Source organism: Streptomyces sp. WZ-12 (assembly GCF_028898845.1).
In the GTDB taxonomy this organism is placed as follows: Bacteria; Actinomycetota; Actinomycetes; order Streptomycetales; family Streptomycetaceae; genus Streptomyces.
Genome location: NZ_CP118574.1, coordinates 2,905,949 through 2,929,721 on the forward strand (window position 1 = coordinate 2,905,949; position 23,773 = coordinate 2,929,721).

At 69.9% G+C, this 23,773-nt stretch carries 20 protein-coding genes; 11 read left to right on the forward strand and 9 right to left on the reverse strand.

What is annotated here, in order from left to right; genetic code table 11:
• Window positions 1-78 precede the first annotated feature (78 nt).
• The 6 genes from PV796_RS12065 to PV796_RS12090 form a co-directional block, all read right to left on the reverse strand.
• Window positions 79-1,509, reverse strand: a complete 1,431-nt coding sequence (locus PV796_RS12065; RefSeq protein WP_274912954.1) for an NAD(P)/FAD-dependent oxidoreductase — start codon at window positions 1,507-1,509, stop codon at window positions 79-81.
• Between the two features lie 24 nt (window positions 1,510-1,533).
• A complete protein-coding gene (locus tag PV796_RS12070; RefSeq protein ID WP_274912955.1) occupies window positions 1,534-2,412 on the reverse strand; it encodes an ABC transporter permease in 879 nt (292 codons plus the stop codon).
• Entirely contained in the window at window positions 2,412-3,344 is a 933-nt protein-coding gene (locus PV796_RS12075) for an ABC transporter permease (protein WP_274912956.1), read from the reverse strand. The genes PV796_RS12070 and PV796_RS12075 overlap by 1 nt, the downstream gene beginning before the upstream one ends.
• The gene (locus PV796_RS12080; protein ID WP_274912957.1) at window positions 3,341-4,522 is read right to left on the reverse strand and encodes an ABC transporter ATP-binding protein; all 1,182 of its coding nucleotides are present in this window, start codon (window positions 4,520-4,522) and stop codon (window positions 3,341-3,343) included. Before PV796_RS12080 ends, PV796_RS12075 begins: the two co-directional genes overlap by 4 nt.
• Window positions 4,523-4,600: 78 nt before the next feature.
• Window positions 4,601-5,857, reverse strand: coding sequence for a polyamine ABC transporter substrate-binding protein (locus tag PV796_RS12085; RefSeq protein ID WP_274912959.1), 1,257 nt, complete (start codon window positions 5,855-5,857; stop codon window positions 4,601-4,603).
• Between the two features lie 109 nt (window positions 5,858-5,966).
• Window positions 5,967-7,484, reverse strand: coding sequence for a gamma-aminobutyraldehyde dehydrogenase (locus PV796_RS12090; protein ID WP_274912961.1), 1,518 nt, complete (start codon window positions 7,482-7,484; stop codon window positions 5,967-5,969).
• Window positions 7,485-7,687: 203 nt separating this feature from the next.
• Here PV796_RS12090 and PV796_RS12095 point away from each other — a divergent pair, with 203 nt between their 5' ends.
• Window positions 7,688-8,320 (forward strand): NADAR family protein, encoded by a 633-nt coding sequence (locus PV796_RS12095; protein ID WP_274912962.1) that lies wholly within the window; start codon window positions 7,688-7,690, stop codon window positions 8,318-8,320.
• A 55-nt stretch (window positions 8,321-8,375) separates the two neighbouring features.
• Window positions 8,376-9,446 carry an adenosine deaminase gene (locus tag PV796_RS12100; protein WP_376564060.1) on the forward strand — a complete coding sequence of 357 codons (1,071 nt, stop codon included), beginning with the start codon at window positions 8,376-8,378 and terminating at the stop codon, window positions 9,444-9,446.
• 87 nt (window positions 9,447-9,533) lie between these two features.
• On the opposite strand, the gene PV796_RS12105 is transcribed toward PV796_RS12100, so the two are convergent.
• Complete coding sequence (locus PV796_RS12105; protein ID WP_274912964.1) at window positions 9,534-10,715, reverse strand: polyamine ABC transporter substrate-binding protein; 1,182 nt, start codon at window positions 10,713-10,715, stop codon at window positions 9,534-9,536.
• 133 nt (window positions 10,716-10,848) lie between these two features.
• Complete coding sequence (locus tag PV796_RS12110; protein ID WP_274912965.1) at window positions 10,849-12,303, reverse strand: gamma-aminobutyraldehyde dehydrogenase; 1,455 nt, start codon at window positions 12,301-12,303, stop codon at window positions 10,849-10,851.
• A 184-nt stretch (window positions 12,304-12,487) separates the two neighbouring features.
• Here PV796_RS12110 and PV796_RS12115 point away from each other — a divergent pair, with 184 nt between their 5' ends.
• The 4 genes from PV796_RS12115 to PV796_RS12130 all read left to right on the forward strand — a co-directional run bounded on the left by PV796_RS12115 (window position 12,488) and on the right by PV796_RS12130 (window position 16,431).
• Window positions 12,488-12,961, forward strand: a complete 474-nt coding sequence (locus PV796_RS12115; RefSeq protein ID WP_042150015.1) for an Lrp/AsnC family transcriptional regulator — start codon at window positions 12,488-12,490, stop codon at window positions 12,959-12,961.
• Between the two features lie 2 nt (window positions 12,962-12,963).
• On the forward strand, window positions 12,964-14,325 hold the full coding sequence (locus PV796_RS12120) for an aspartate aminotransferase family protein (RefSeq protein WP_274912968.1): 1,362 nt from the start codon (window positions 12,964-12,966) through the stop codon (window positions 14,323-14,325).
• 214 nt (window positions 14,326-14,539) lie between these two features.
• Window positions 14,540-15,280, forward strand: coding sequence for an ABC transporter ATP-binding protein (locus PV796_RS12125; RefSeq protein WP_274912970.1), 741 nt, complete (start codon window positions 14,540-14,542; stop codon window positions 15,278-15,280).
• The gene (locus PV796_RS12130; RefSeq protein WP_274912971.1) at window positions 15,262-16,431 is read left to right on the forward strand and encodes a hypothetical protein; all 1,170 of its coding nucleotides are present in this window, start codon (window positions 15,262-15,264) and stop codon (window positions 16,429-16,431) included. Before PV796_RS12125 ends, PV796_RS12130 begins: the two co-directional genes overlap by 19 nt.
• Before the next feature lie 1,006 nt (window positions 16,432-17,437).
• On the opposite strand, the gene PV796_RS12135 is transcribed toward PV796_RS12130, so the two are convergent.
• On the reverse strand, window positions 17,438-17,860 hold the full coding sequence (locus PV796_RS12135; RefSeq protein WP_274912973.1) for a RidA family protein: 423 nt from the start codon (window positions 17,858-17,860) through the stop codon (window positions 17,438-17,440).
• Window positions 17,861-18,020: 160 nt separating this feature from the next.
• Between PV796_RS12135 and PV796_RS12140 the strand changes: the two genes are divergently transcribed.
• From PV796_RS12140 to PV796_RS12160, 5 genes are all read left to right on the forward strand, one after another.
• Window positions 18,021-18,428 (forward strand): MarR family winged helix-turn-helix transcriptional regulator, encoded by a 408-nt coding sequence (locus tag PV796_RS12140; RefSeq protein WP_274912974.1) that lies wholly within the window; start codon window positions 18,021-18,023, stop codon window positions 18,426-18,428.
• Between the two features lie 10 nt (window positions 18,429-18,438).
• Window positions 18,439-19,599 (forward strand): LOG family protein, encoded by a 1,161-nt coding sequence (locus tag PV796_RS12145; RefSeq protein ID WP_376564064.1) that lies wholly within the window; start codon window positions 18,439-18,441, stop codon window positions 19,597-19,599.
• Between the two features lie 352 nt (window positions 19,600-19,951).
• Complete coding sequence (locus tag PV796_RS12150) at window positions 19,952-20,938, forward strand: hypothetical protein (protein ID WP_274912976.1); 987 nt, start codon at window positions 19,952-19,954, stop codon at window positions 20,936-20,938.
• 978 nt (window positions 20,939-21,916) lie between these two features.
• Window positions 21,917-23,071, forward strand: a complete 1,155-nt coding sequence (locus PV796_RS12155; RefSeq protein WP_274918983.1) for a sensor histidine kinase — start codon at window positions 21,917-21,919, stop codon at window positions 23,069-23,071.
• Window positions 23,065-23,751 carry a response regulator gene (locus tag PV796_RS12160; RefSeq protein WP_274912977.1) on the forward strand — a complete coding sequence of 229 codons (687 nt, stop codon included), beginning with the start codon at window positions 23,065-23,067 and terminating at the stop codon, window positions 23,749-23,751. Before PV796_RS12155 ends, PV796_RS12160 begins: the two co-directional genes overlap by 7 nt.
• Window positions 23,752-23,773 lie beyond the last annotated feature (22 nt).

Consider the following 23,773-nt stretch of genomic DNA (forward strand, 5'->3'; position numbering starts at 1 on the left):
ACCGGGCGGGCGTGGCCGCAACGGCCGCGGGGCGGACGGCCGTTGCGGTCCGCCCGCCCCGACGGGCACCGCGGTGGATCAGCTGTCGAAGCCCAACCCCACCGCGTCCATGGCCTTCAGCCACAGGTTGCGCCGGCCGCCGTTCTCGTCGGCGCGGGTCATCGACCACTGGGTGACGCCGATGCCCAACGAGCGCACCGGCTCGGGCGGGAACGGCAGCGGCCTGGTCCGCACCATCTCCAGCTCGGTCCGCTCGGTGCGCTCCCCCGCCAGCAGGTCGAGCATCACCTCCGCGCCGAAGCGGGTGGCGCCGACGCCGAGGCCGGTGAAGCCGAGCGCATAGGCGGCCCGGCCGCCGTGGGCGGTGCCGAAGAACGCGGAGAAGCGGGAGCAGGTGTCGATGGCGCCGCCCCAGGTGTGGGTGAAGCGGAGCCCCTCCAACTGCGGGAAGCAGGCGAAGAAGTGCTGCGCCAACTTGCGGAAGGTGGCCGGGTGTTGGTCGTACTCGGCCCGTACGCCGCCGCCGTAGCGGTAGACGATGTCGTAGCCGCCCCACAGGATGCGGTGGTCGGCGGTGATGCGGAAGTAGTGGAAGTGGTTGGCGCTGTCGCTGAGGCCGGGGCGGTTCTTCCAGCCGATGGCGGCGAGCTGCTGCTCGGTGAGCGGCTCGGTCATCAGGGCGTAGTCGTAGACCGGCACGACGTACGGGCGGATCCGCTTGACCGGCGACGGGAAGGCGTTGGTGGCCAGCGCCGTCTGGCGGGCGAAGACCCGGCCGTAGGGGGTGCGCAGGGCGATCCCCGGGCCGCGTGCGGACAGTTGGGTGCCGGGGGTGTGCTCGTAGACGCGCACGCCGGCGGCGAGGCAGGCCCGCTTCAGGCCCCAGGCCAGCTTGGCCGGGTGCACCATGGCGACGCCGGTGCGGTCCCACAGTCCGGCGAGGAAGGTGGGCGAGTCGACCTCGGCGCGCACCGCGTCGCGGTCGAGGAACTCCTGTCCGGTCAGGCCCAGTTGCTCGGCCTGCTCGGCCATCTCGCGGAGCTCGTCGACCTGGTGCGGGGCGGTGGCGACGTCGATCTCGCCGGTGCGCTCGAAGTCGCAGTCGATGCCGTGGCGGGCGACCGCGTCCTCGATGGCGTCGAGGTTACGGGCGCCGAGCTCCTCCAGTTTGGCCAGTTCGTCGGGCCAACGAGCCAGCCCGTTGCCCAGACCGTGGGTGAGGGAGGCGGCGCAGAAGCCGCCGTTGCGGCCGGAGGCGGCCCAGCCGACCTCCTGGCCCTCGATGAGGACGACATCGCGCTGCGGGTCGCGCTCCTTGGCGATCAGCGCGGTCCACAGTCCGGAGTACCCCCCGCCGACGACCAGCAGGTCGCACCTCTCGTCGCCGACGAGGGCGGGCTCGGCGGCCGGCCGGGCCGGGTCCGCCAGCCAGAACGGCGTGGGGGCGGCGTCGGCCAGGGCATGGACGGGGGAGATCCCCGATGACTTCGACATGGCAGCTCGTGCCATGGTTCTCAGCTCCTCTAGCTGCGTCTAGCTGCGTTTGCTGTGCTTGCGACGGGCTCCGACCAACTGGCCGACGAGCACGCACACGACGGCGACCAGGAACATCGCCGTACCGATGACATTGATTTGAACGGGTGTGCCCCGCTGTGCGGATCCCCAGACGAACATGGGAAAGGTCACGGTGGAGCCGGCGTTGAAGTTGGTGATGATGAAGTCGTCGAAGGAGAGCGCGAAGGAGAGCAGGGCGCCGGCGGCGATGCCGGGCGCGGCGATCGGCAGCGTGACCCGCAGGAAGGTCTGCACCGGGGTGGCGTAGAGGTCCTGGGCGGCCTGTTCCAGCCGCGGGTCCATGCTCATCACGCGCGCCTTGACGGCGGTGACGACGAAGCTCAGGCAGAACATGATGTGCGCGATGAGGATCGTCCAGAAGCCGAACTGGATGCCCATGTTGAGGAAGAGGGTGGCCAGGGAGGCGGCCATCACGACCTCGGGCATCGCCATCGGCAGGAAGATCAGGGTGTTGACGCCGGCCCGGGCGCGGAAGCGGTAGCGGGCCAGCGCGAACGCGATCATGGTGCCGAGGACGGTCGCGCCGACCGTGGCCCAGACGGCTATCTCCAGGCTCAGCGCGAGCGAACCGCACATGTCGGCGACGCCGCACGGGTCGGTCCAGGCGTCGGTGGAGAACCGCGTCCACTGGTAGTTGAAGCGGCCGTTGGGCTTGTTGAAGGAGAAGACCAGCACCACGACGTTGGGCAGGACCAGGTAGGCCAGCGTGGCCAGTCCCGCCAGGGTGACGAGGTGGCGGCGCAGCCAGCGCAGGCCCGGGACGGAGCCGCGCCGGGGCGCGCGCGGGGCGGGCGGGGTGGTGGCCGCGCCCTGTGCGGTGGTGTCGGTGGCCGCCATCAGACCAGGTCCTCCGTCCCGGACTTGCGGATGTAGAGCGTGACCATGGCGAGGATGGCCGCCATGAGGATGAAGGAGAGCGCGGCGGCGGTCGGGTAGTCCAGGACCCGAAGGAACTGCGACTGGATGACGTTGCCGATCATCTTCTGGTCGGTGGAGCCCAGCAGTTCGGCGTTGATGTAGTCGCCGGCGGCCGGGATGAAGGTCAGCAGGGTGCCGGCGACCACGCCGGGCATGGACAGCGGGAAGGTGACCCGGCGGAAGGTGGTGGCCGGGCGGGCGTAGAGGTCGCCGGCGGCCTCGTGCAAGCGCGGGTCAATGCGCTCCAGCGAGGTGTACAGGGGCAGCACCATGAACGGCAGGAAGTTGTAGGTCAGTCCGCAGACCACGGCCAGGGGGGTGGCCAGCACCCGGTGCCCCTCGGTGAGGCCCAGGGCGTTGGTGATGTCCAGGATGTGCAGCGCGTTGAGGGTGCCGACCACCGGGCCGCCGTCGGCCAGGATCGTCTTCCAGGCCAGCGTCCGGATCAGGAAGCTGGTGAAGAACGGGGCGATGACCAGGATCATCACCACGTTCCGCCAGCGGCCGGCCTTGAAGGCGATCAGATACGCCAGCGGGTAGCCCAGCAGCAGGCAGAGCGCGGTGGCGACCGCCGCGTAGCCGACCGAGCGCACGAACTGCGGCCAGTATTCGGCCAGCGCGTCCCAGTAGGTGACGAAGTGCCAGGTGAGCTTGAAGCCCTCTTCGAGGGAGCCGGTCTGGAGCGAGGTGGACGCCTGGTATACCAACGGGGCGGCGAAGAAGACGACCAGCCAGAGGATGCCGGGCAGCAGCAGCCAGTAGGGGATCAGCCGCTTGCGGGTCGGGGTCCTCCGCAGCGGCGGCGCCCCGTCCTCGGCCCGCTCCTCCGGTGGGGCGGCGGTGGCGGTCATGCGACCTCCTCGTCGCGGTCCGCGCCGGCGTCGCCGACCGTCCCGGCAAGCAGGGACTGGTCCGCGTCGAGCCCGAAGGTGTGGTCCGGGTTCCAGTGCAGGACGACGTCGGCGCCGGGGACCAGGCGGCCGTCCCGCCCGATGTTCTGCTCGTAGACGGCGAGTTCGCCGATCCCGGGGACGTCGACGACGTACTGGGTGGAGACGCCGATGAAGCTGGCGTCCCTGACCCGGCCGGTGAGCCGGTTGTGCCCGTCGGGGACCGCGTCGGCGTCGTCGGCGTGCGCCAGCGCGACCTTCTCGGGGCGGATGCCGGCCAGCACCTTCTCGCCGGTGCGGGCCGTGGTGCTACATCGGCCGGCGGGCAGCCGGAGGGTGGCGGCGCCGGCCGTGAGGCGGAGCTCCGCGCCGCCCGCCTCGGCGACCTCGGCCGCGATGAGGTTGGAGGTGCCCAGGAAGTTGGCGACGAAGGTGGTGCCGGGGTTCTCGTACAACTCGGCGGGGGCGCCGAGCTGTTCGACCCGGCCGCCGTTCATCACGGCCACGGTGTCGGCCATCGTCATGGCCTCCTCCTGGTCGTGGGTGACGTGGACGAAGGTGATGCCGACCTCGGTCTGGATGCGCTTGAGCTCAAGCTGCATCTGGCGGCGCAGCTTGAGGTCGAGGGCGCCCAACGGCTCGTCCAGCAGGAGCACTTGGGGGTGGTTGATCAGGGCGCGGGCGACCGCGACCCGCTGCTGCTGGCCGCCGGAGAGCTGCTGCGGCTTGCGGCGCGCCATCGGCCCGAGCTGGACCAGGTCGAGCATCTCCTCGACCTGCTTCTTCACCGACTTGATGCCGCGCCGGCGCAGTCCGAAGGCGACGTTCTCGTAGATGTCCAGGTGCGGGAAGAGCGCGTAGTTCTGGAAGACGGTGTTGACCTGACGCTTGTAGGGCGGCAGGGCGGTGACGTCCGCGCCGGAGAGCTCGACCGTCCCGGTGGTGGGCTCCTCCAGGCCGGCGATCATGCGCAGGGTGGTGGTCTTGCCGCAGCCGGAGGCGCCCAGCAGCGCGAAGAACGACCCGGCGGGGATGGTGAGATCGAGCGGGTGGACGGCGGTGAAGGAGCCGTAGGTCTTGCTGATCCGGTGCAGGCGGACGTCGCCGCCGCTGCTTTGGGGGGTCGCGGTACTGGTCATGTGGTCGTCCCGTGGGTCGGAAAGGGGGAGAACGGGGCGGGCGGCCCGGTGCGCGGGCCGGGCGCCGAAGGGACCGGCTCAGGCACCGGTGAGATCGGAGAACTTCTGGTTGAACACCCGGTTCTCCTGGGGGTTCAGGGCGCGGAAGGAGTGGGACCTGGCGGTCATCTCGGCGTCCGGCAGGATCAGCGGGTTGGCCGCCGACTGCGGGTCGATCCTGGCGAGTTCCGCGCGCACCCCGTCGACGGGGCAGGCGTAGTTGATGTACGCGGCGAGCCGGGCCGCCACCTTCGGCTCGTAGAAGTAGTCGATGAGCCGTTCGGCGTTGCCCTTGTGGCGGGCCCTGCTGGGCACCATCAGGTTGTCGGTCGACGTCATGTAGCCGGCCCGGGGGACGGTGTACCGGATGCGGGGGTTGTCGCGTCGTAGCTGGACGACGTCGCCGGCCCAGGCGACGCACGCGGCGAGGTCGCCCTTGTCCAGGTCGGTGGTGTAGTCGTTGCCGGTGAAGCGGCGGATCTGCCCGGTGTCGATGCCTTTCTGGAGCCGGGCGAGGGCGGCGTCGAAGTCGTCGGCGGTGACGTCCTCGGGGCGCTTGCCCATGTCGAGCAGGGTGAGTCCGACGGTGTCGCGCATCTCGGAGAGGAAGCCGACCCGCCCCTTGAGCCGTGGGTCGTCCAGGAGTTGGCCGATCGAGGTGACGGTCCGGCCGCCGGTGGCCTCGATGTTGTAGGCGATGATCGCGGGGATGCCCTGCCAGACGTAGGAGTGCCGGCGGCCCGGGTCCCAGGTGGGGTTGCGGAACTGCGCGGCCAGGTTGGCACTGGCGTGCGGCAGGTGGTCCCGGTCGAGCGGCTGGATCCAGCCCAGGGAGATCATCCGGGCGCACATCCAGTCGGTGAGCACGATCAGATCGCGGCCGGTGTCCTGCCCGTTGGCCAACTGCGCCTGGATCTTGCCGAAGAACTCGTCGTTGTCGTTGATGTCCTCGGTGTACGTCACGGCGATGCCGGTGCGCCGCTGGAAGGCGTCCAGTGTGGGGTGGCGCCGGCCGTCGTCGCTGACGTCCATGTACTGCGTCCAGTTGGAGAAGTGCAGGCGCCGCTCCGCCGCGGAGTGGTCCACGGTCAGCGCGGCGTCGGTGCGGCCCGCGGGGGCGATCCCGCAGGCCGACAGGGCGGTGCCGCCGCCGACCGCGGCCGCCAGGGCACCGCCGGCGCGCAGCAGCGAGCGGCGGGTCATGGCGAGCCGGCCGGTGGTCAGGCTGCGGCGCAGGGCGGCGAGTTCGGCCGCGGACACGGGTGCCGGGGGCGCGGGCTGCTCGTGGTGCTCCATGCGCTGGCCTTTCAGGGTGTGCCCGGCGTGCGGCCGGTGGTGTCGGTGGTGCGGCCCCGGCCGCGGGCGGTGGGGCGCCCGGTGGTGCGGGGCGCCCCGGTGGGCGGGGTCAGGCGCGGTCCCCGAAGATCGTCCGGTGCCAGTCCTTCCTGGCCACCCCGGTGTTGTCGTACATCACGTGCTTGACCTGGGTGTACTCCTCGAAGGAGTACGCCGACATGTCCTTGCCGAAGCCGGACGCCTTGGCGCCGCCGTGCGGCATCTCGCTGATGATCGGGATGTGGTCGTTGACCCAGACGCAGCCGGCGTTGATCTCGCGGGTGGCCCGGCCGGTGCGGTAGACGTCCCGGCTCCAGGCGGAGGCGGCCAGCCCGTAGGGGGTGTCGTTGGCCAGCGCGATGCCCTCGTCGTCGCCGTCGAAGGGCAGCACGACCAGCACCGGGCCGAAGATCTCGGACTGCACGACCTCGCTGTCCTGGGCGGCGCCGGCGATCAGCGTGGGCCGGTAGTACGCGCCCTTGGCCAACTCCCCCTGGGGTGCCTCGCCGCCGGTGACGACGGTGGCGTAGCCGCGGGCCCGCTCGACGAAGGCGGCCACCCGGTCCCGCTGGGCGTGCGAGATCAGCGGCCCGAGGTCGGTGGACGGGTCGAACGGGTCGCCCAGCCGCACGGTCGCCATCAGGTCGGCCACCCCGCTCACGAACGCGTCGTAGAGCGGCCGTTGGACATAGGCGCGGGTGGCGGCGGTGCAGTCCTGCCCGCTGTTGATCAGGGCGCCGGCGACCGCGCCGTGCACGGCCGCCTCCAGGTCGGCGTCGTCGAAGACCACGAACGGGGCCTTGCCGCCGAGTTCGAGGTGGATCCGCTTGACGGTCCCGGTGGCGATCTCGGCGACCCGCTTGCCGACGGCGGTGGAGCCGGTGAAGGAGGTCATCGCGACGTCGGGGTGGCCGACCAGCCGCTCACCGGCGTCCCGGCCGGCACCGGAGACGATGTTGAGCACGCCGTCGGGCAGCCCGGCGCGCTGCGCGGCCCGCGCGAACAGCAGCGAGGTCAGCGGGGTGATCTCGGCGGGCTTGAGGACGATCGCGTTGCCCGCGGCGATGGCCGGCAGCACCTTCCAGGCGGCCATCTGGAGCGGATAGTTCCAGGGGGCGATGGAGCCGACCACGCCGATCGGTTCCCGGCGGATCACGGAGGTGTGGTCGCCGCTGTATTCCCCGGCCGCCTTCCCCTCCAAGTGCCGGGCGGCGCCGGCGAAGAACGCGGCGTTGTCGACGCTGCCGGGAACGTCGAACTCCCGGCTGAGCTTGAGGGGCTTTCCGCAGTTCAGGGATTCCGCGGCGGCGAGTTCCTCGGCGTCCTCGGCGAGCGCCGCCGCGAAGCGGTGCAGGACCTCGGAACGCTCACCGGGCGTGGCCCCGGCCCAGCCCGGGAAGGCCCGCGCGGCGGCCGCCACCGCGGCGTCCACGTCGGCGGTGGAGGCGAGTTCGTACCGCAGGACGGTCTCGCCGGTGGCCGGGTCCACGACGTCCTGAGCACGGCCGGAGGTTCCGCTGCGCAGACTCCCGGCGATGAATTGCGCCCCCTCGGCGAATCGCTCGGCCGCTTCGAATCGCTGGTCCATGGTGCTCTCCTCCGCCGGGCCCGCAAGGCCGCTCAGCCGCACTGCCAGGCGTAGCTATTTCCGGAATCGATGGCCGATCCTGACAGAACAGAAGGCAGCCAACAAGTGATTCCGTTGTTGCCTTTTGGTTACGCAACGAATTCTGCGAATTCGGTGGCGGAAAACCCCGACACGTTGTCAGTGCCCGCTGACAGAATCCCGGCATGATGCACGACGGTCCGGGGACGGCCCCGGGAAGCACCGCCGACCGCAGCGCGGACGGGCCGCGCACGGTCGAGGAGTTGATCGCGCTCGCCGCCACCGGCCAGCGGATCAAGTACCTCCACTTCTGGGGCCACCGCCCGCCCCGCGGCGGCGGCATCGGGGCGAGCTGCCTCAGCCAGTGGTGGCCCGCCCCCTTCACCGTCGACGGCGTCCGGTACGCCACCGCGGAGCACTGGATGATGGCCGGCAAGGCCCGGCTGTTCGGCGACGCGGCGGCGGAGCGGCGGGCGCTCGCCGCCGGCCACCCCAAGCAGGCCAAGGACGCCGGCCGGACGGTCACCGGCTTCGACGAGGCACTCTGGCGGCTCCATCGCTTCGCCCTGGTCGTCGAGGGCAGCCGGCACAAGTTCGGCCAGGACACCGGGCTCCGGGAGTTCCTGCTGGGCACCGGTTCCCGCGTCCTGGTGGAGGCCAGCCCCGTGGACCGGATATGGGGCATCGGCCTCGCCGCCGACGACGACCGCGCCGCGGACCCGACCCGCTGGCGCGGGCCGAACCTCCTGGGCTTCGCGCTGATGGCGGCCCGCCAGCAGTTGGCCGAGGCGGACGGCACCCCGACCGACGACCGCTGACGCCCGGGGTCCGCCCGCCCCCACCGGCCCGGGCCCGCCCCACCCCCGTCCTACGATGGCCGGACCGCACCCACCGCCGAGCCCACCTCACCAGGAGGAACCGTTGTCCGACCTCGACGCCTTCATCGCCGGCCTGCCCAAGGCGGAGCTGCACGTCCACCACGTCGGCTCGGCCTCCCCCCGGATCGTCTCCGAACTCGCCGCCCGGCACCCGGACTCCGTGGTGCCCAGCGACCCCGAGGCGCTCGCCGACTACTTCACCTTCCGCGACTTCGCCCACTTCATCGAGGTCTACCTCTCCGTCGTGGACCTCATCCGCGACGCCGAGGACGTCCGCCTGCTGACGTACGAGGTCGCCCGCGACATGGCCCGCCAGCAGATCCGCTACGCCGAGCTGACGCTGACCCCGTTCAGCTCCACCCGCCGCGGCATCCCCGACGCCGCCTACGTCGAGGCCATCGAGGACGCCCGGAAGGCCGCCGAGGCGGAGCTGGGCGTGGTGCTGCGCTGGTGCTTCGACATCCCCGGCGAGGCCGGTCTGGAGGCCGCCGAGGAGACCGCCCGGATCGCCTGCGACCTCCAGCCCGAGGGCCTGGTCTCGTTCGGCCTCGGCGGCCCCGAAATCGGCGTCCCCCGGCCCCAGTTCAAGCCGTACTTCGACCGCGCCCGCGCCGTCGGACTGCGCTCCGTCCCGCACGCCGGCGAGACCACCGGCCCCGACACCATCTGGGACGCCCTGACCGCGCTGGGCGCCGAGCGGATCGGCCACGGCACCAGCGCCACCCAGGACCCGAAGCTGCTGGCCCATCTCGCCGAGCACCGCATCCCGTTGGAGGTCTGCCCGACGTCCAACATCGCCACCCGCGCGGTCGCCACCCTGGAGGAGCACCCGCTCAAGGAGATGGTCGATGCCGGCGTCCTGGTCACCATCAACAGCGACGACCCCCCGATGTTCGGCACCGACCTCAACACCGAATACGCCATCGCCGCCCGCCTGTTGGGCCTGGACACCGCCGGCCTGACCGCCCTCGCCAAGAACGCCGTCACCGCCTCGTTCATGGACGACGCGGCCAAGTCCCGCCTGTCGACCGAGATCGACGCGTACGCGGCCGGGTGGCGCGGCTAGTCGACCCGCCGTCGACCCGCGCAGCCGACCGGCGGCTGCGCGGGGCCCGGAGCCCACTCGGCGACGCTCCCCGGCCCCCGCCCCTCCCTACAACCCCACGATCCCGTTCCACTCCTTGGCGAACTCGACCCGCTCCTTCGCCGTGATGTCCCGGGCGATGGCCAGCCGCTCGCGCAGCGCCGCATCGGGGAAGATCAGCGGGTCCTCGGCCAGTTGCGCCCGCTCCTTGTCCTTGGACGCGGCGAGCACCTCCCGCGCGGCCGGCACCGGGCAGACGTAGTTGACCCAGGCGGCGAGCTCGGCCGCGACCTCGGGCCGGTAGTAGTAGTCGATCAGCCGCTCGGCGTTCCGCTTGTGGGCCGCGAGGTTGGGGATCATCATGCTCTCCGCCCACAACTCCGCGCCCTCCTCGGGCACCACGAACTCGATGTCCGGGTTGTCCGCCTTGAGTTGGATGACGTCACCGGAGTACGCCTGCGCGGCGAGCACATCGCCGGAGTCCAGGTCCTTGATGTAGTCGTTGCCGGTGAACCGGCGGATCTGCCCCTTGCGGACCTGCGCGCGCACCTGGTCGATCATCCGGTGGAAGTCGGCGGCGGTCCAACGGGTGATGTCCACGCCGTTGCCCTGGAGCAGCATCGCGAACGCCTCGTCCAGCCCGGCCAGCAGCGTGACCCGGCCGCGCAGGTCGTCCTTCCACAGATCGGAGGTGTGCCGGATCTCCCGGCCCAGCTTCCGGCGGTTGTAGGCGATGCCGGTGATGCCGGACTGCCAGGGGACGGAGTGCCGCCGGCCGGGGTCGAAGTGCGGGCCGCGCAGCAGCGGATCGAGGTGCTCGGCGACGTTCGGTTGGGCCGCGCGGTCCATCGTCTCGACCCAGCCCAGCCGGACGTAGCGGGCGCACATCCAGTCACTGATGACGATCAGGTCCCGCCCGGTGGGCTGGTGGTTCATCAGCGCGGGGCTGATCTTGCCGAAGAACTCGTCGTTGTCGTTGATCTCCTCGGTGTACGTCACGGAGATCCCGGTGCGCTTCTGGAACGCGTCCAGCGTGGGGCGGCGCCGCTTGTCGTGGTCGTCGACGTCGATGTAGAGCGGCCAGTTGGCGAAGACCAGCTTGCGGTCGTGGGCGGAACGGTCCGGGGCCTCGCGGTCGGCGGCCTCGACGTAGGCCGGCGGCACCCCGCATCCCGTCATGGCGGCCAGCGCCCCGGTCACACCGATTCCGCCCATGCCCCGAAGCAGCGAACGCCGCGAAAGATCAGCCATGGCGAGCACTCTCACGCGTCGCGGGCGGAGGCGGCAAGAGACAGAGCGTCGGTTGCCGGGCCTCCGCCCGCGACGGTGTGTCGAGCGTTCCGTGTCGCTCGACGGCGCGGATCCCCTTGCGGGGACGGCCGGTTCAGCCGTCCAGCGAGGTCATCACGTGCTTGATCCGGGTGTAGTCGTCGAAGCCGTAGGCGGACAGGTCCTTGCCGTAGCCGGACTTCTTGAAGCCGCCGTGCGGCATCTCGGCGACCAGCGGGATGTGGGTGTTGATCCACACGCAGCCGAAGTCGAGGGCCTTGGACATCCGCATCGCGCGGGCGTGGTCCTTGGTCCACACCGAGGACGCCAGGGCGTACTCGACGCCGTTGGCCCACTCCACCGCCTGCTTCTCGTCGGCGAAGGACTGGACGGTGATCACCGGGCCGAAGACCTCGTGCTGGACGATCTCGTCGTCCTGCTTCAGGCCCGAGACGACGGTCGGGGCGAAGAAGTAGCCCTTCTCGCCGACCTGTTCGCCGCCGGCCTCGATCTTGGCGTGCGCGGGCAGCCGCTCGATGAAGCCCTTGACCTGGGCCAGCTGGTTGGCGTTGTTCAGCGGGCCGTAGAGCACGTCCTCGTCGTCGACCGGGCCGGTCTTGGTCTCCGAGGCGGCCTTGGCCAGCGCGGCGACGAACTCGTCGTGGATGGACTCCTGGACGAGCACGCGGGTGGCGGCCGTACAGTCCTGTCCGGCGTTGAAGTAGCCGGCCGTCGCGATGTCCTCGACGGCCTTGGGGATGTCGGTGTCCTCGAAGACCACGACCGGGGCCTTGCCGCCGAGCTCCAGGTGGACCCGCTTGAGGTCCTTGGACGCGGATTCGGCCACCTGCATGCCGGCGCGCACCGAGCCGGTGATCGACGCCATCGCCGGGGTCTTGTGCTCGACCATCAGCCGGCCGGTCTCCCGGTCACCGCAGACGACGTTGAACACGCCGCGGGAGTGGCCGAGTTCGTCCAGGACGCCGCCGATGATCTCGGCGATCAGCACCGTGGAGGCGGGGGTGGTGTCGGAGGGCTTGAGGACCACGGTGTTGCCCGCGGCCAGCGCCGGGGCGAACTTCCAAACGGCCATCATCATCGGGTAGTTCCACGGCGCGACCTGAGCGCAGACGCCGACCGGCTCGCGGCGGATGATGGAGGTGAAGCCGTCCATGTACTCGCCGGCCGAGCGGCCCTCCAGCATCCGGGCGGCGCCCGCGAAGAAGCGGATCTGGTCCACCATCGGCGGGATCTCCTCGGAGCGCACGAGGGCGATCGGCTTGCCGCAGTTCTCGGACTCGGCGGCGATCAGCTCCTCGGCGCGCTCCTCGAAGCGGTCGGCGACCTTGAGCAGGACCTTCTGGCGCTCGGCCGGGATCAGGTCGCGCCAGGCCGGGAATGCGGCCTCGGCGGCGGCCATGGCCGTGTCCACGTCCGCGGCACCGGAGAGGGGGGCGGTGGCGTACGCCTCACCCGTCTCCGGGTTGACCACCTCCGTGGTCCGGCCGTCGGCGGCGTCCCGGAACTCCCCGTCGATGTAGTTGCGCAGACGACGCAGTGCGGTGGTCACTGTGCGCCCCCTTCAGTCAGTGTCAGATGTCCGGTGGTTGTGCCCCCACCCTAGTCGCGGGGACCACGTTTTCAACACACCCACACCCTTCGAACAACGGAATCAGTTAAATCTCCATCGATAGACAACTGATTTCATTGATTCAGGGTTGCCATACCGTCGAACCTCGTGCACAGTGAGGGATGTGGCCACTCGTGACAGAAACGGCACTCCGTCGATCGACTCCGTCTCCCTGGCGATCATCGAGCAGCTCCAGGAGGACGGGCGCCGTCCGTACGCCGCGATCGGCAAGGCCGTCGGCCTGTCCGAGGCGGCGGTACGTCAGCGCGTACAGAAGCTGCTCGACCAAGGCGTGATGCAGATCGTCGCGGTCACCGACCCCCTCACGGTCGGTTTCCGCCGGCAGGCGATGGTCGGCATCAACGTCGAGGGCGACCTCGACCCCGTGGCCGACGCCCTGACGACCATGGAGGAAGTCGAATACGTCGTCATGACGGCAGGCTCCTTCGATCTCCTCATCGAGATCGTCTGCGAGGACGACGACCACCTTCTGGAAATGATCAACAAGCGGATCCGCACGCTTCCCGGCGTCCGATCCACCGAGAGCTTCGTGTACCTCAAGCTCCGGAAGCAGACCTACACCTGGGGAACGAGATAGCAATGAGCGCCGACCTCTCCAAGACGGCGTACGACCACCTGTGGATGCACTTCACCCGCATGTCGTCGTACGAGAACGCCCCCGTGCCCACGATCGTGCGCGGCGAGGGCACCAACATCTACGACGACAAGGGCAAGCGCTACATCGACGGCCTCGCCGGCCTGTTCGTGGTCAACGCCGGCCACGGCCGCGTCGAGCTCGCCGAGACCGCCTACAAGCAGGCCCAGGAACTGGCCTTCTTCCCGGTGTGGTCCTACGCCCACCCCAAGGCCGTGGAGCTGGCCGAGCGCCTGGCGCACTACGCGCCGGGCGACCTCAACAAGGTCTTCTTCACCACCGGTGGCGGCGAGGCCGTCGAGACCGCCTGGAAGCTGGCCAAGCAGTACTTCAAGCTCACCGGCAAGCCCACCAAGTACAAGGTCATATCCCGCGCGGTCGCCTACCACGGCACCCCGCAGGGCGCCCTGTCCATCACCGGCCTGCCGGGCCTGAAGGCCCCCTTCGAGCCGCTGGTCCCCGGCGCGCACAAGGTCCCCAACACCAACATCTACCGCGCCCCGCTCTTCGGCGACGACCCCGAGGCGTTCGGCCGCTGGGCCGCCGACCAGATCGAGCAGCAGATCCTCTTCGAGGGCCCGGAGACCGTCGCCGCCGTCTTCCTGGAGCCGGTCCAGAACGCCGGTGGCTGCTTCCCGCCGCCCCCCGGCTACTTCCAGCGGGTCCGCGAGATCTGCGACCAGTACGACGTGCTGCTCGTCTCCGACGAGGTCATCTGCGCCTTCGGCCGCCTCGGCACCATGTTCGCCTGCGACAAGTTCGACTACGTCCCGGACATGATCACCTGCGCCAAGGGCATGACCTCGGGCTACTCCCCGATCGGCGCCTGCATCATCTCCGACCGCCTCGCCGAGCCGTTCTACAAGGGCGACAACACCTTCCTGCACGGCTACACCTTCGGCGGTCACCCGGTCTCCTCGGCCGTGGCGCTGGCGAACTTCGACATCTTCGAGCGCGAGGGCCTCAACAAGCACGTCCTCGACAACGAGGGCAACTTCCTGAGCACCCTCCAGAAGCTGCACGACCTGCCGATCGTCGGCGACGTCCGCGGCAACGGCTACTTCTACGGCATCGAGCTCGTCAAGGACAAGACCACCAAGGAGTCCTTCAACGACGAGGAGACCGAGCGCGTCCTCTACGGCTTCCTCTCCAAGGCGCTGTACGACAACGGTCTCTACTGCCGCGCGGACGACCGTGGCGACCCGGTCATCCAGCTCGCCCCGCCGCTCATCGCCGACCAGCCGGTCTTCGACGAGATCGAGCAGATCCTGCGCTCCGTCCTCACCGAGGCCTGGGCCAAGCTCTGATCACGGCACCCCCTCCTGGTCCGCTGGGAGACAACTGAACATCCAACGGCCCGGATTCACTCGTCCCCCACCCATACGAGTGATTCTGGGCCGTTGTGGCTGCCGAGCCACAAATGACCGGGGACCCGATTCCTTACCGTGCTGGTGACCGATACCCTCCGTGTTCGTTCCCCCGGCCGGCGGAACGACCAGCGAACCAGCGAGAGGTGTGCAGATGGTGGCCCCGCCTGACAACGACGTTCTCTGGGCCCGCGGCCTGCACCACATGCACGGCTCCACCCCCGCCCTCACCGATGTCTCGCTCGGCGTGCACGAGGGCGAGATCCTTGCCGTCACCGGACCCCGCGGCAGCGGCAAGACCACGCTCCTCGCGTGCCTTTCCGGCCAACTCGTCCCGACCGAGGGCGAGATCTGGTTCAACGGCGCCCCCGTACACACCCTCTCCTCCCCCAGCCGCGAACGGCTGCGTCTCGATCGGTTCGGCTGGATCGACACCAAGCCCCACCTCGTCCCGGAACTCACCTCCTGGGAGAACACCGCCCTCCCCCTCCTGCTGCGCGGCACGAGTCACCGCGAGGCCAAACACACCGCCATCGAATGGCTGGAACGCCTCGACGTCGGCATGTGCGCCCGCCACCGCCCCGCCCGGCTCGACCAGACCCAGCGCCAACGCGTCGCCATCGCCCGCGCGTTGGCCGCCGCCCCGCAGGTGCTCTTCGCCGACGAACCGACCGCCCCGCTGCACAGCGCCGACGGCACCCAGGTGCTCCGCACCCTGACCACCGCCGCCCGCTCGCACCACATCACCGTGGTCCTGGCGACCTACGACCCCCAGGTCGCCGCACTCGCCGACCGGACCCTCACCCTCTTCGACGGCCGCCGCTCCGGCGCCGTCCCCGAGGCCACCGGCACCCCCGATGAGGAAAGCAGGGCAGCGTGCTCGCTCTCCGCCTAGCCCGTGGCGCTCACCCCCTCGTCCTGCTGCGCCGACTCTTCGTCGCCACCGCAGCGGCCGGCACCGGCTTCCTGGTGCTGGGGGCCCTCGGTCACGCCGCCGCCCACCCCGACACGGCCGGCGACTCCTTGGCCCGACTCCTGTGGTGCGCCGTCCCGCTCGCGGCCACCACACAACTCGCGGTGTCCGTGGCCCGCACCGACCCAGCCGCCCGCCTCCAGCGGGGCATGACCGCCGCCGGCCTGGGCCCGCTGCGGCTCACCCTGCTCGCCGCGACCTCGACCGCACTCTCCTGTCTCCTCGGCGTCCTCCTCTCTTTCGCCGCCTTCCTGTCCCTCCGCAACAACCTCGGTGGCACCGGCACCGGCCACCGGTTCGTCGACGCCAACCTGCTCGGCGCCGGCCACCCCGTGCCGCTGGTCGGCGCCCTCATCCTGCTGTCCGTCATCCCGCTGACCGCCGCCGCGGCCACCGCCTTCGCGCTCCGCCCCCGCACCGAACCGGGCGCCATCAACTTCGCACTCCCTGCCACCACCACAGCCCCCTCCGGCCTCCCCTGGGGCGTCGCGTTGACCGCCGCCGGTCTGGCCGTCGAGGCCTACACCAGCCCAGCCGCCGGCACCCCCGGCGGGCTACTACCCCTCCCCGGCCGACTGATCGTCAGCCCACCAAATATTCTGATCGGTTGGGGCCTCGCCGCCTTCGGCCTGGTGCTGGCCGGCCCCGGCCTGGTGTACCTCTCCGGGCAGTTGCTGTGCGCGGGCCGCCCCGGCGCACTGCGGCTGCTCTCCGGCCGCGTACTCCAGGAGGAGTCCCACCGCCTGGGCCGCCCGATCGGCGTCCTCTGCGCGGTCGCCTCCGCCGCCTATGCCGCCGCCGCGGTGTACGAGGCCGCCCCCTCCCGTCCGCTCGGCCCCTTCACCGCCATCGGCGCGGCGGTCATCCTTGCCTGCGTCAGCGCCAGCGCCCTCACCGCCGCCTGGGAATCCCGGACCGCCCGCGCCCACACCACGGCGGCCCTGCGCCGGCTCGGCGCCTCCGCCTCCGTCCTCCACCGCGCCACGGCCCTGCGCACCCTGGCCCTGCTCCTCGTCCTGGGCCCCCTGACATGGACCGTCGCCGAAATGGCCACCCTGCCGCTGGTGCACTGAGCCGGGAGTCCGGTGCGATCGGGCGAGGTGGTGGGCCTCGGCGGTGATGGAGGCGGTGCGCGCGAAGTGGACAGGGCGAGGACCGACCTTGGTCCCGTTCTCAGCCTCAGTCTCGGCCTATAGGGCTCTGGTGAGTTGAGCTCTGATGAGTTGGACGATGTTGGCGCGGTGCGGTTCGACGCAGGGGGCGCCGACCAACTCGTTCGACGGTTGAGTGCCTGAGGGATGGGTGGGGACGTGAACCGTGCCGACGTTATGGGCACTGATGTGGTGGGGGCTGACGTGAGAGGCGCGGATGCGCTGGGCGCCGAGGCGCCGCGTTGCGATGCGGTGAGGGCGGGCTCGTTGAGTTCGGGTGTCCCGACATTCGGCAGATGGGACCGTCGCGCGTTGAGCAATGGTGCGCTGGGCCTTGGGGTGTTGGGCTCGGGCGCGTTTGGGTTTGGCTCGTTGACCTCCGGAATGTTGAGCGTAGCTGGCTTGGTCTTTGGCGCATGGGGTGTGCCGGGTGCGGTGAACCACGAGCTCGCTGGGCTCGGATGTGCCAGCTCCCGGGGCTCGCGGCGGCGCTCCCTGGCTGGCGCGGCGTTGCAGGCTGGTGCCGAGGGGCGGCGTGTCGAAACCGAGGGGAGCTGAAGTCCCTCGCGGAATAGGGGGGTTCTTCTGCCGTTCCGTGCTCCTGAGGCGGTGAGGGTTCTCGGCAGCGGCTCGTTGCGACGCGGGTGTGTTCTGGGCCAGCGGCTTCGATCGTTGGGATTGAGCCCGTTTACCGGGGTGATGCGGTTGGTCGGCTCCTTGGTGTAGTTGATGTGGTCGTCGTAGGCGTTGTAGCGGGGGATCTGACGTGGCAGCGCCCGCGTCCGGCGTGCCTGACGGCCGTCGGTGTCGGCAGCATGCGGTGCCGAGCGGAGGTACAGAGCCACGATCGTTCGCGGAGCGCTGGATCGCGGCGGGACCATGTGGCCGTGCGAGGCAGGTCCGTTGTCGAGCGGCAGTGCAGCAGGCGTCAGCGAGCGAGGGCGGTGACCTCGACCTCTATTCGCCACTCCGGTTGGGCCAGCGACGACACTTCGAGCAGGGTGTCCGCAGGGTAGGGCTCGGAGAGGAACTCCTCGCGCAGCGCGATGACATGACGGAGGTTGGCCGCCATGTCCGTGACGAAGATGCCGACCTTCACGACATCGGCGAGCGAGGCACCAGCCTCGGCGAGGACCCGCTCGACGTTCGCGAACGCCTGCCGCCCCTGGGCCAGGAAGTCATCCGAAACCGTCCGTCCGCGCTCGTCGATTCCCGCCTGCCCGGACACATGGATCAGTCCGCCGGCCTTGATGGCCTGTGAGATCTTGTACGGCTCGTACCAGTCCGGCGTGGTGGAGATGCGCTGGATTCCTCGCGCGCTTGCCGCTGCCACGGCTTCGGTCGACGACATGACACTCCCCTTGAATTCTCCATGCACATACATCCCTTGCATGCACATACATAAGTTTCAGATGCATGTACGCTGCTGTCAAGGGCTCAGCGGAAAAAGCCTCGGAGGATGTCGGGAAGGGACGCCGGAGATGGCGAACGACGGAAGAAAACGGAAGAGGATGGACGCGGAGCACTGGGACCGGCTGGGGGCACTGCACACCCGCGTCGAGCAGGAACTGGCGAAGGCCCTGCAACAGCACCACCAGCTCGGGCTGTCCGAGTACCGTGCGCTGGCGCGCCTGGTGGAGTCGGAGGACGGCGAGCTGCGGATGCAGGAACTCGCCGATCTGATCGGCCTCAACCAGAGTTCGGTGAGCCGACTGGCCTCGCGGCTGGAATCGTCCGGCCTGACCCGCCGGGACTTGTGTCCCGACGACCGGCGCGGCGTCTACAGCGTGATCACCGATGAGGGCCGAGAGGCGCAGACCAAGGCGCGCCCAACGTACGACAGCGCGCTGAGCGCCGCCCTCGACTCCGCGTCCGAAGACGGTCTGCTCGGGCCCCTGGTGAAGTCCCTGCGGCCCTAACATGGTGGACGTGCAGCCCAATGCAGAGCACTCGGCCCGTCTCGGCCCCCGCGAGCGCCGCCAAGAGATCGGTTCGCTCGCGGAGTTCGACCAGGCCGCCGCATCCGGCAGCCTCGCCGGGTACCGCCTCCAGTCCCTCGATCTGACGACCCGTACGTTCACGCTGCTGGCCACGGACACCACGGATTCCGTCTTCCTCGGTTGCGAGATGGAACCGGATGCCGCCGCGAAGGTGCGGGCCAGCGGCGCCTTGGTCTTCCCGCCCGTGCCGGGCCTGCCGTTCGATCCCTACCACCGCGCCCTCTACACACCGGGCGACCTCTTCTCGGGACTGCTCGAAGTCGGTTACGACGCCACGCCTGATGCGCGTACGTATCGCTGGTTCCAGGAAACCAAGGCGGCCGGCGAGGTCGTCGCCAGCATGCTGCGGAGCATCCACGACGATGCCGTCTCGGACGCCTTGGACGACCATCTCGCCGGCGCACGCGTGGTGGGCATCCTGGGCGGGCACTCCGTGGCGCGTGATTCCGACGCCTACGCGGGCGCGGCCAGGCTCGGGCGCCGCCTCAGCCGCGACGGCCTGACCGTCGCTACCGGCGGCGGTCCCGGCGCGATGGAAGCGGCGAACCTCGGGGCGTACACCGCGCCCCACGACGACGCCGCGCTCGACGAGGCGTTGGAACTCCTCTCCAAAGCACCGCACTTCAGGCCCTCGGTCACCAAATGGGCGCGCGCCGCCGTTGAGGTGCTCCGGAGCCGTCCCAACGGTGGCCCCTCGGTCGCCATGCCCACCTGGTTCTACGGGCACGAGCCGCCGAACGCCTTCGCGACCCATATTGCGAAGTACTTCGTCAACGCGCTGCGCGAGGAGGGCTTGTTGGCCCGGGCGAACGCCGGCGTGGTGTTCCTGCCGGGCGCGGCCGGCACCGTGCAAGAGGTCTTCGACGCCGCGACCTTGAACTACTACCGGTCGCACGGTACGCCGTCGCCCATGGTGCTGGTGAACCGCCGCCACTGGACCGAGACGTTGCCGGCTTGGCCGTTGCTCCGGACGCTGGCCACCGACCACCCGATGGCCGCCAAGATCGCCCTGGTCGATTCCGTGGACGACGCCCCTGAGGCATTGGCTCGCCTCGCCGCCGAGCACGGAGGCCCCGACGGCGGGTCGTGAACTCGCTCGTCGGAGACGCTCTCTTCGTCGGCGTGCTCTTGGCGAGGGTGCGGAAGATCGGGAGAGCGAGGTAGGGCCGCAGGCGGGAGGCCCCATCGCCATGGACGTCATCGCTCGTCAGAGAGTCCACGCACCGACCGACGACCGCGTACGGCCAGGCCACCCGATGCACCGGAACCATCGGAAGAAGGCGTCCCATCAACCCCTCCACCAGCGTGGCCTCCACCCCATTCCGCGCCGCGGCAGGACCGACCGAAGAACTTTTTGCCCATCGAGGCAACTCACCTCCCGAAATGCGCGTCTGCCAGGCCAGGTAATGAACAGGTAATGCAGCACGCGAACGGAGCTCTCGGTGATCATCGGCCTTCTGACGGCCACGGCGGCATCCGCCTGCTACGGCACGGGTTCGGTCTTGCAGGCGGTGGGCTCGCGCAAGTCCGCTCGTCAGGAGGCGGCGAAGGCATCCAGCAGCGCCCTCACCCAGCACGGCGGCCCGAGCCTGTCTTCGACCGCCAAGGCGGCCGTGACCTGGGAATTCATGCTCGGCACCGTGCTGGACTTCATAGGTTTCGGGCTGGGCGCGCTCGCGGCGCGAATGCTGCCGCTGTTCCTTTCGCAGACGGTGATCAGCGCGAACCTGGTGATCACGGCCGTGCTCAGCATCAAGCTCCTGAACATCCGGCTCACCCGTCCCGAGTGGACCTCCATCGCCGTGGTCTGCTCGGCGCTGGTGCTGCTGGCCACCGCCGCCGGACCAGAGGGCAGCGGTCATACACCGGTCAGCACCCACTGGTGGCTGCTGATCGCCTCGATCGTGATCATCGGGGGCGGGACCCTGCTCGTACGGTTGCTCGGCGGACGAGCCGCGATCCTCGCGGGTCTGCTGTCCGGCCTGGGCTTCGGCGCGCTCGGCGTCGGCGTGCGCGTGCTGAACGGTGTGGATCCGTTCCATCTGCCGTCCCTTCTCGGCGATCCTGCGTTCTACGCGATCCTGGTCGCGGGCATCGGCGGGATGTACCTCCACACCGTCGCCCTGCAGATCGGTTCGGTGAACGGCGCCACGGCGGCGCTGGTGGTGGGCGAGACCGTCGTGCCCGGAATCCTCGGGGTTCTGTGGCTGGGTGACTCCTCCCGTCCGGGCTTCGCGTGGATGGCGATCCTCGGATTTGTGGTCGCGGTGGCCGGAGCCGTGGCGGTTGCCTGGTTCGGCGAACCGGAGATCGCACCGGAGTCGGAGGCTGAGCGAGAAACGTACGCGGAACACAAGCCGGATGACGCGGGGGCGTCCAGGACGGAGCAGGGACGCCTCGCGGGCCAGGCATCCGGCTCGACTGAGTGAGACGGATCGGACGGGCTCGCAGGAGCGGCGAGTGGGGGCTCACCTGCGGAAGGCACGGATCGCGCGGGGCTTTGAGGCCATACCGTCGATGAGTGCCGACTCGCGCCCGCAGTCCGTCGCCGGCAATAGCGGTGGCGACGGCGGCGACCGCGTTTCGCGATCAACACCATGGCGATGATCGCGCTCAGTGCGCACCCGGCGGACGAGCACGGTCGCCGCACCGGCCATCGACAGGCGGATGGCTCCGGCCATCACCATCTGCCATCGGGCATCCGTCAACGCCCCCCGCCGAACACCACGTGCGGCAGCCTGAAGAACGTCATTCCTGGCAAGTACGGGTTGTGGTCCGTCACCGTGGCGGGGCAGATATGTAGGGGCTGCCGGAGTCCAGCAGCAGGTCAGCCGAGCGCTCGACGACCGCAGCCTCGAAACGCGCGCTGTCGGTCAACACGAGTATGAGGAACGGCGGAACCACGGCGCCCATCACGGCGAGTACCACCGATAGTCGAGCAGAGAGGGCAGGAGCACGGGGTAGGTGCCGGCTTCTCGCGCGCAGTGCGGCTGCCACCCCCGCGCAGCCGCAGCCGGCTGCGGCACAGAAGCCCCAAGTGCGGTACAGGGAAAGCGTGGTGACAAGCCCGGCGGCGACGACCGCGCACGCGCTCCACGCCCACGCCCACACCCACACCCACACCCACACCTCAAGGATTCTCCGTCCGCGGTGTCCGTCGCCCGGGCCTCGCGGCGCACTCGCGACTCCCGTCGGGTCGCCAAATGGCGTCAAGTCCATTGATTCGCGAGCCAGTTGATTCTTCATGATGCTCCCGTCCTTGTCCTGATCACGAGGCTATGGGCGTCCGGATCATGAAGCGTCAAACGAGCAACCGAACTTCGACGTCAACCCGTGGCATGACAGCGTCGCCGTGGTTCAACCCGTACGGCGACGCTGTCACCACCGCGAGCCGAAAAAATAGCGGCATGAGCACTTCTCTCCGACAGCGGTTGCGCGCATGGATCGCGTCGCCGCTCTATCCCTGGATCTCCGGCGGGGCCCTCACGGCGTTATCAGCCGCGGAACTCGTCGTGGTACCGCGGCACTCGGCGGTGATCGCGCTCGGCGTGCTGTTGTCTGCGGCGGCGCTGTCATGGCGTCGTGTGTACCCGGCCTCGGCAGCCGTTTCGGCCGTCGCGGTCCTGGTGAGCTTCGCGGCCGGACCAGACCTCTATATTGCCGCGGCGGTCAGCGGCCTGCTGGCGTGCTACACCCTCGGTCGCCACCGAATCGCGCATCCGGCGCTGATCGTCGGCAGCGGTTCGGCGCTCTCCCTGGCGGTGAATGCCTGGCACATCGTCTCCTGGCACCCAGGGTCGTACTCCCTCGGTCTACTCGACGAGTGGTGCGTGCTGACCATGGCGACGCTGGCCGCGGTGTCGATGGGCGACGCGGTACGCGCGCGCGAAGAGACACAGCGGGAACGGGCGGTCGCGCAGGCCCGAGTGTTGGAGGTGGAACGGCGGCAGGCTACCGAGGCCGAACGGGCGGCGATCGCCCGCGAGTTGCACGACGTGGTGTCGCACTCGGTCTCGGTGATCGCGGTGCAGGCGGAGAGTGCGACATACACCACACCGGACCTGTCGCCGCAGGCCCGCGATGACTTCCAGCAGATCGCGGCGTCGGCCCGCGCCTCGATGGCCGAGCTGCGTCGACTGTCGGGCGTGCTGCGCACGGGCCCCGAGGACCGCACCGGCACGGCACCGCAGCCGACGCTGGACGCACTGGGTGAGCTGATAGCGCAACACCGCTCGGTCGGCGGCGAGGTGGAACTGCAGTTCAACGGTGACCGGGTCGTGCTGCCCACGTCCTGCGAGTTGTCCGCGTACCGCATCGTGCAGGAGGGGCTGACCAATGTGCGCCGGCATGCGCCGGGAGCCCATGCGTGGGTGGAGATCGGTTATCAGCCCGATCGGCTGGCGGTGCGGATCGCCGACGACGGGCCGGGCCCGCCAGGCCTGGTCCACAACGGTCATGGCCTCGCCGGGATGCGGGAGCGGGCGGCACTGCTCGGCGGGACGTTGACCGTCGGTCCGGGCCCGGACGGTGGCTTTCTCGTAGAGGCGGAAATCCCGTGGTGATCCGAGCAATCGTGGCCGACGACCAGGCCATCGTCCGTACCGGGTTCGTCAATCTCCTGGCCACTCAGGACGACATCGAGGTGGTGGGTGAGGCGGAGGACGGTGCCCAGGCGGTCCGGATCGCCGCGGAGCGGCGCCCTGATCTGGCACTGCTGGACATCCGGATGCCGCATAAGAACGGCATCGAGGCCGCACGGGAGATCACCCAGGCATCGAGGGGTGCCACCAAGGCGTTGATGCTGACGACGTTCGGCCTCGACGAATACGTCTATGACGCGCTCGCTGCCGGGGCCAGTGGCTTTCTCCTCAAGGACACGACGTTCCCCGAACTCCTGCATGCCGTACGGGTGGTGGCGGAGGGCAATGCGCTGCTGGCGCCCGAACTGACCAAGCGGCTGATCGGGGAGTTCGTCAAGCAGCGGTCGGCACCCGTTCCGGTGCGCACGGTGCGGGAATTGACCGGCCGTGAGGTAGAGGTGCTCATCCACATCGCCCAGGGCTTGTCGAACACGGAGATCGCCACACGGCTGACGATCACCGATCACACCGTCAAGACCCACATCAACCGGCTCTTCACGAAGATGGGCCTTCGCGACCGCGCCCAGGCGGTGATCCTCGCCTATGAGCTGGGGCTGGTCGTCCCGCAGGGCCGACGCCCCACCCCTCCCCCGCGCATCTAGTGGCACCCGACCCGAAAGGAGC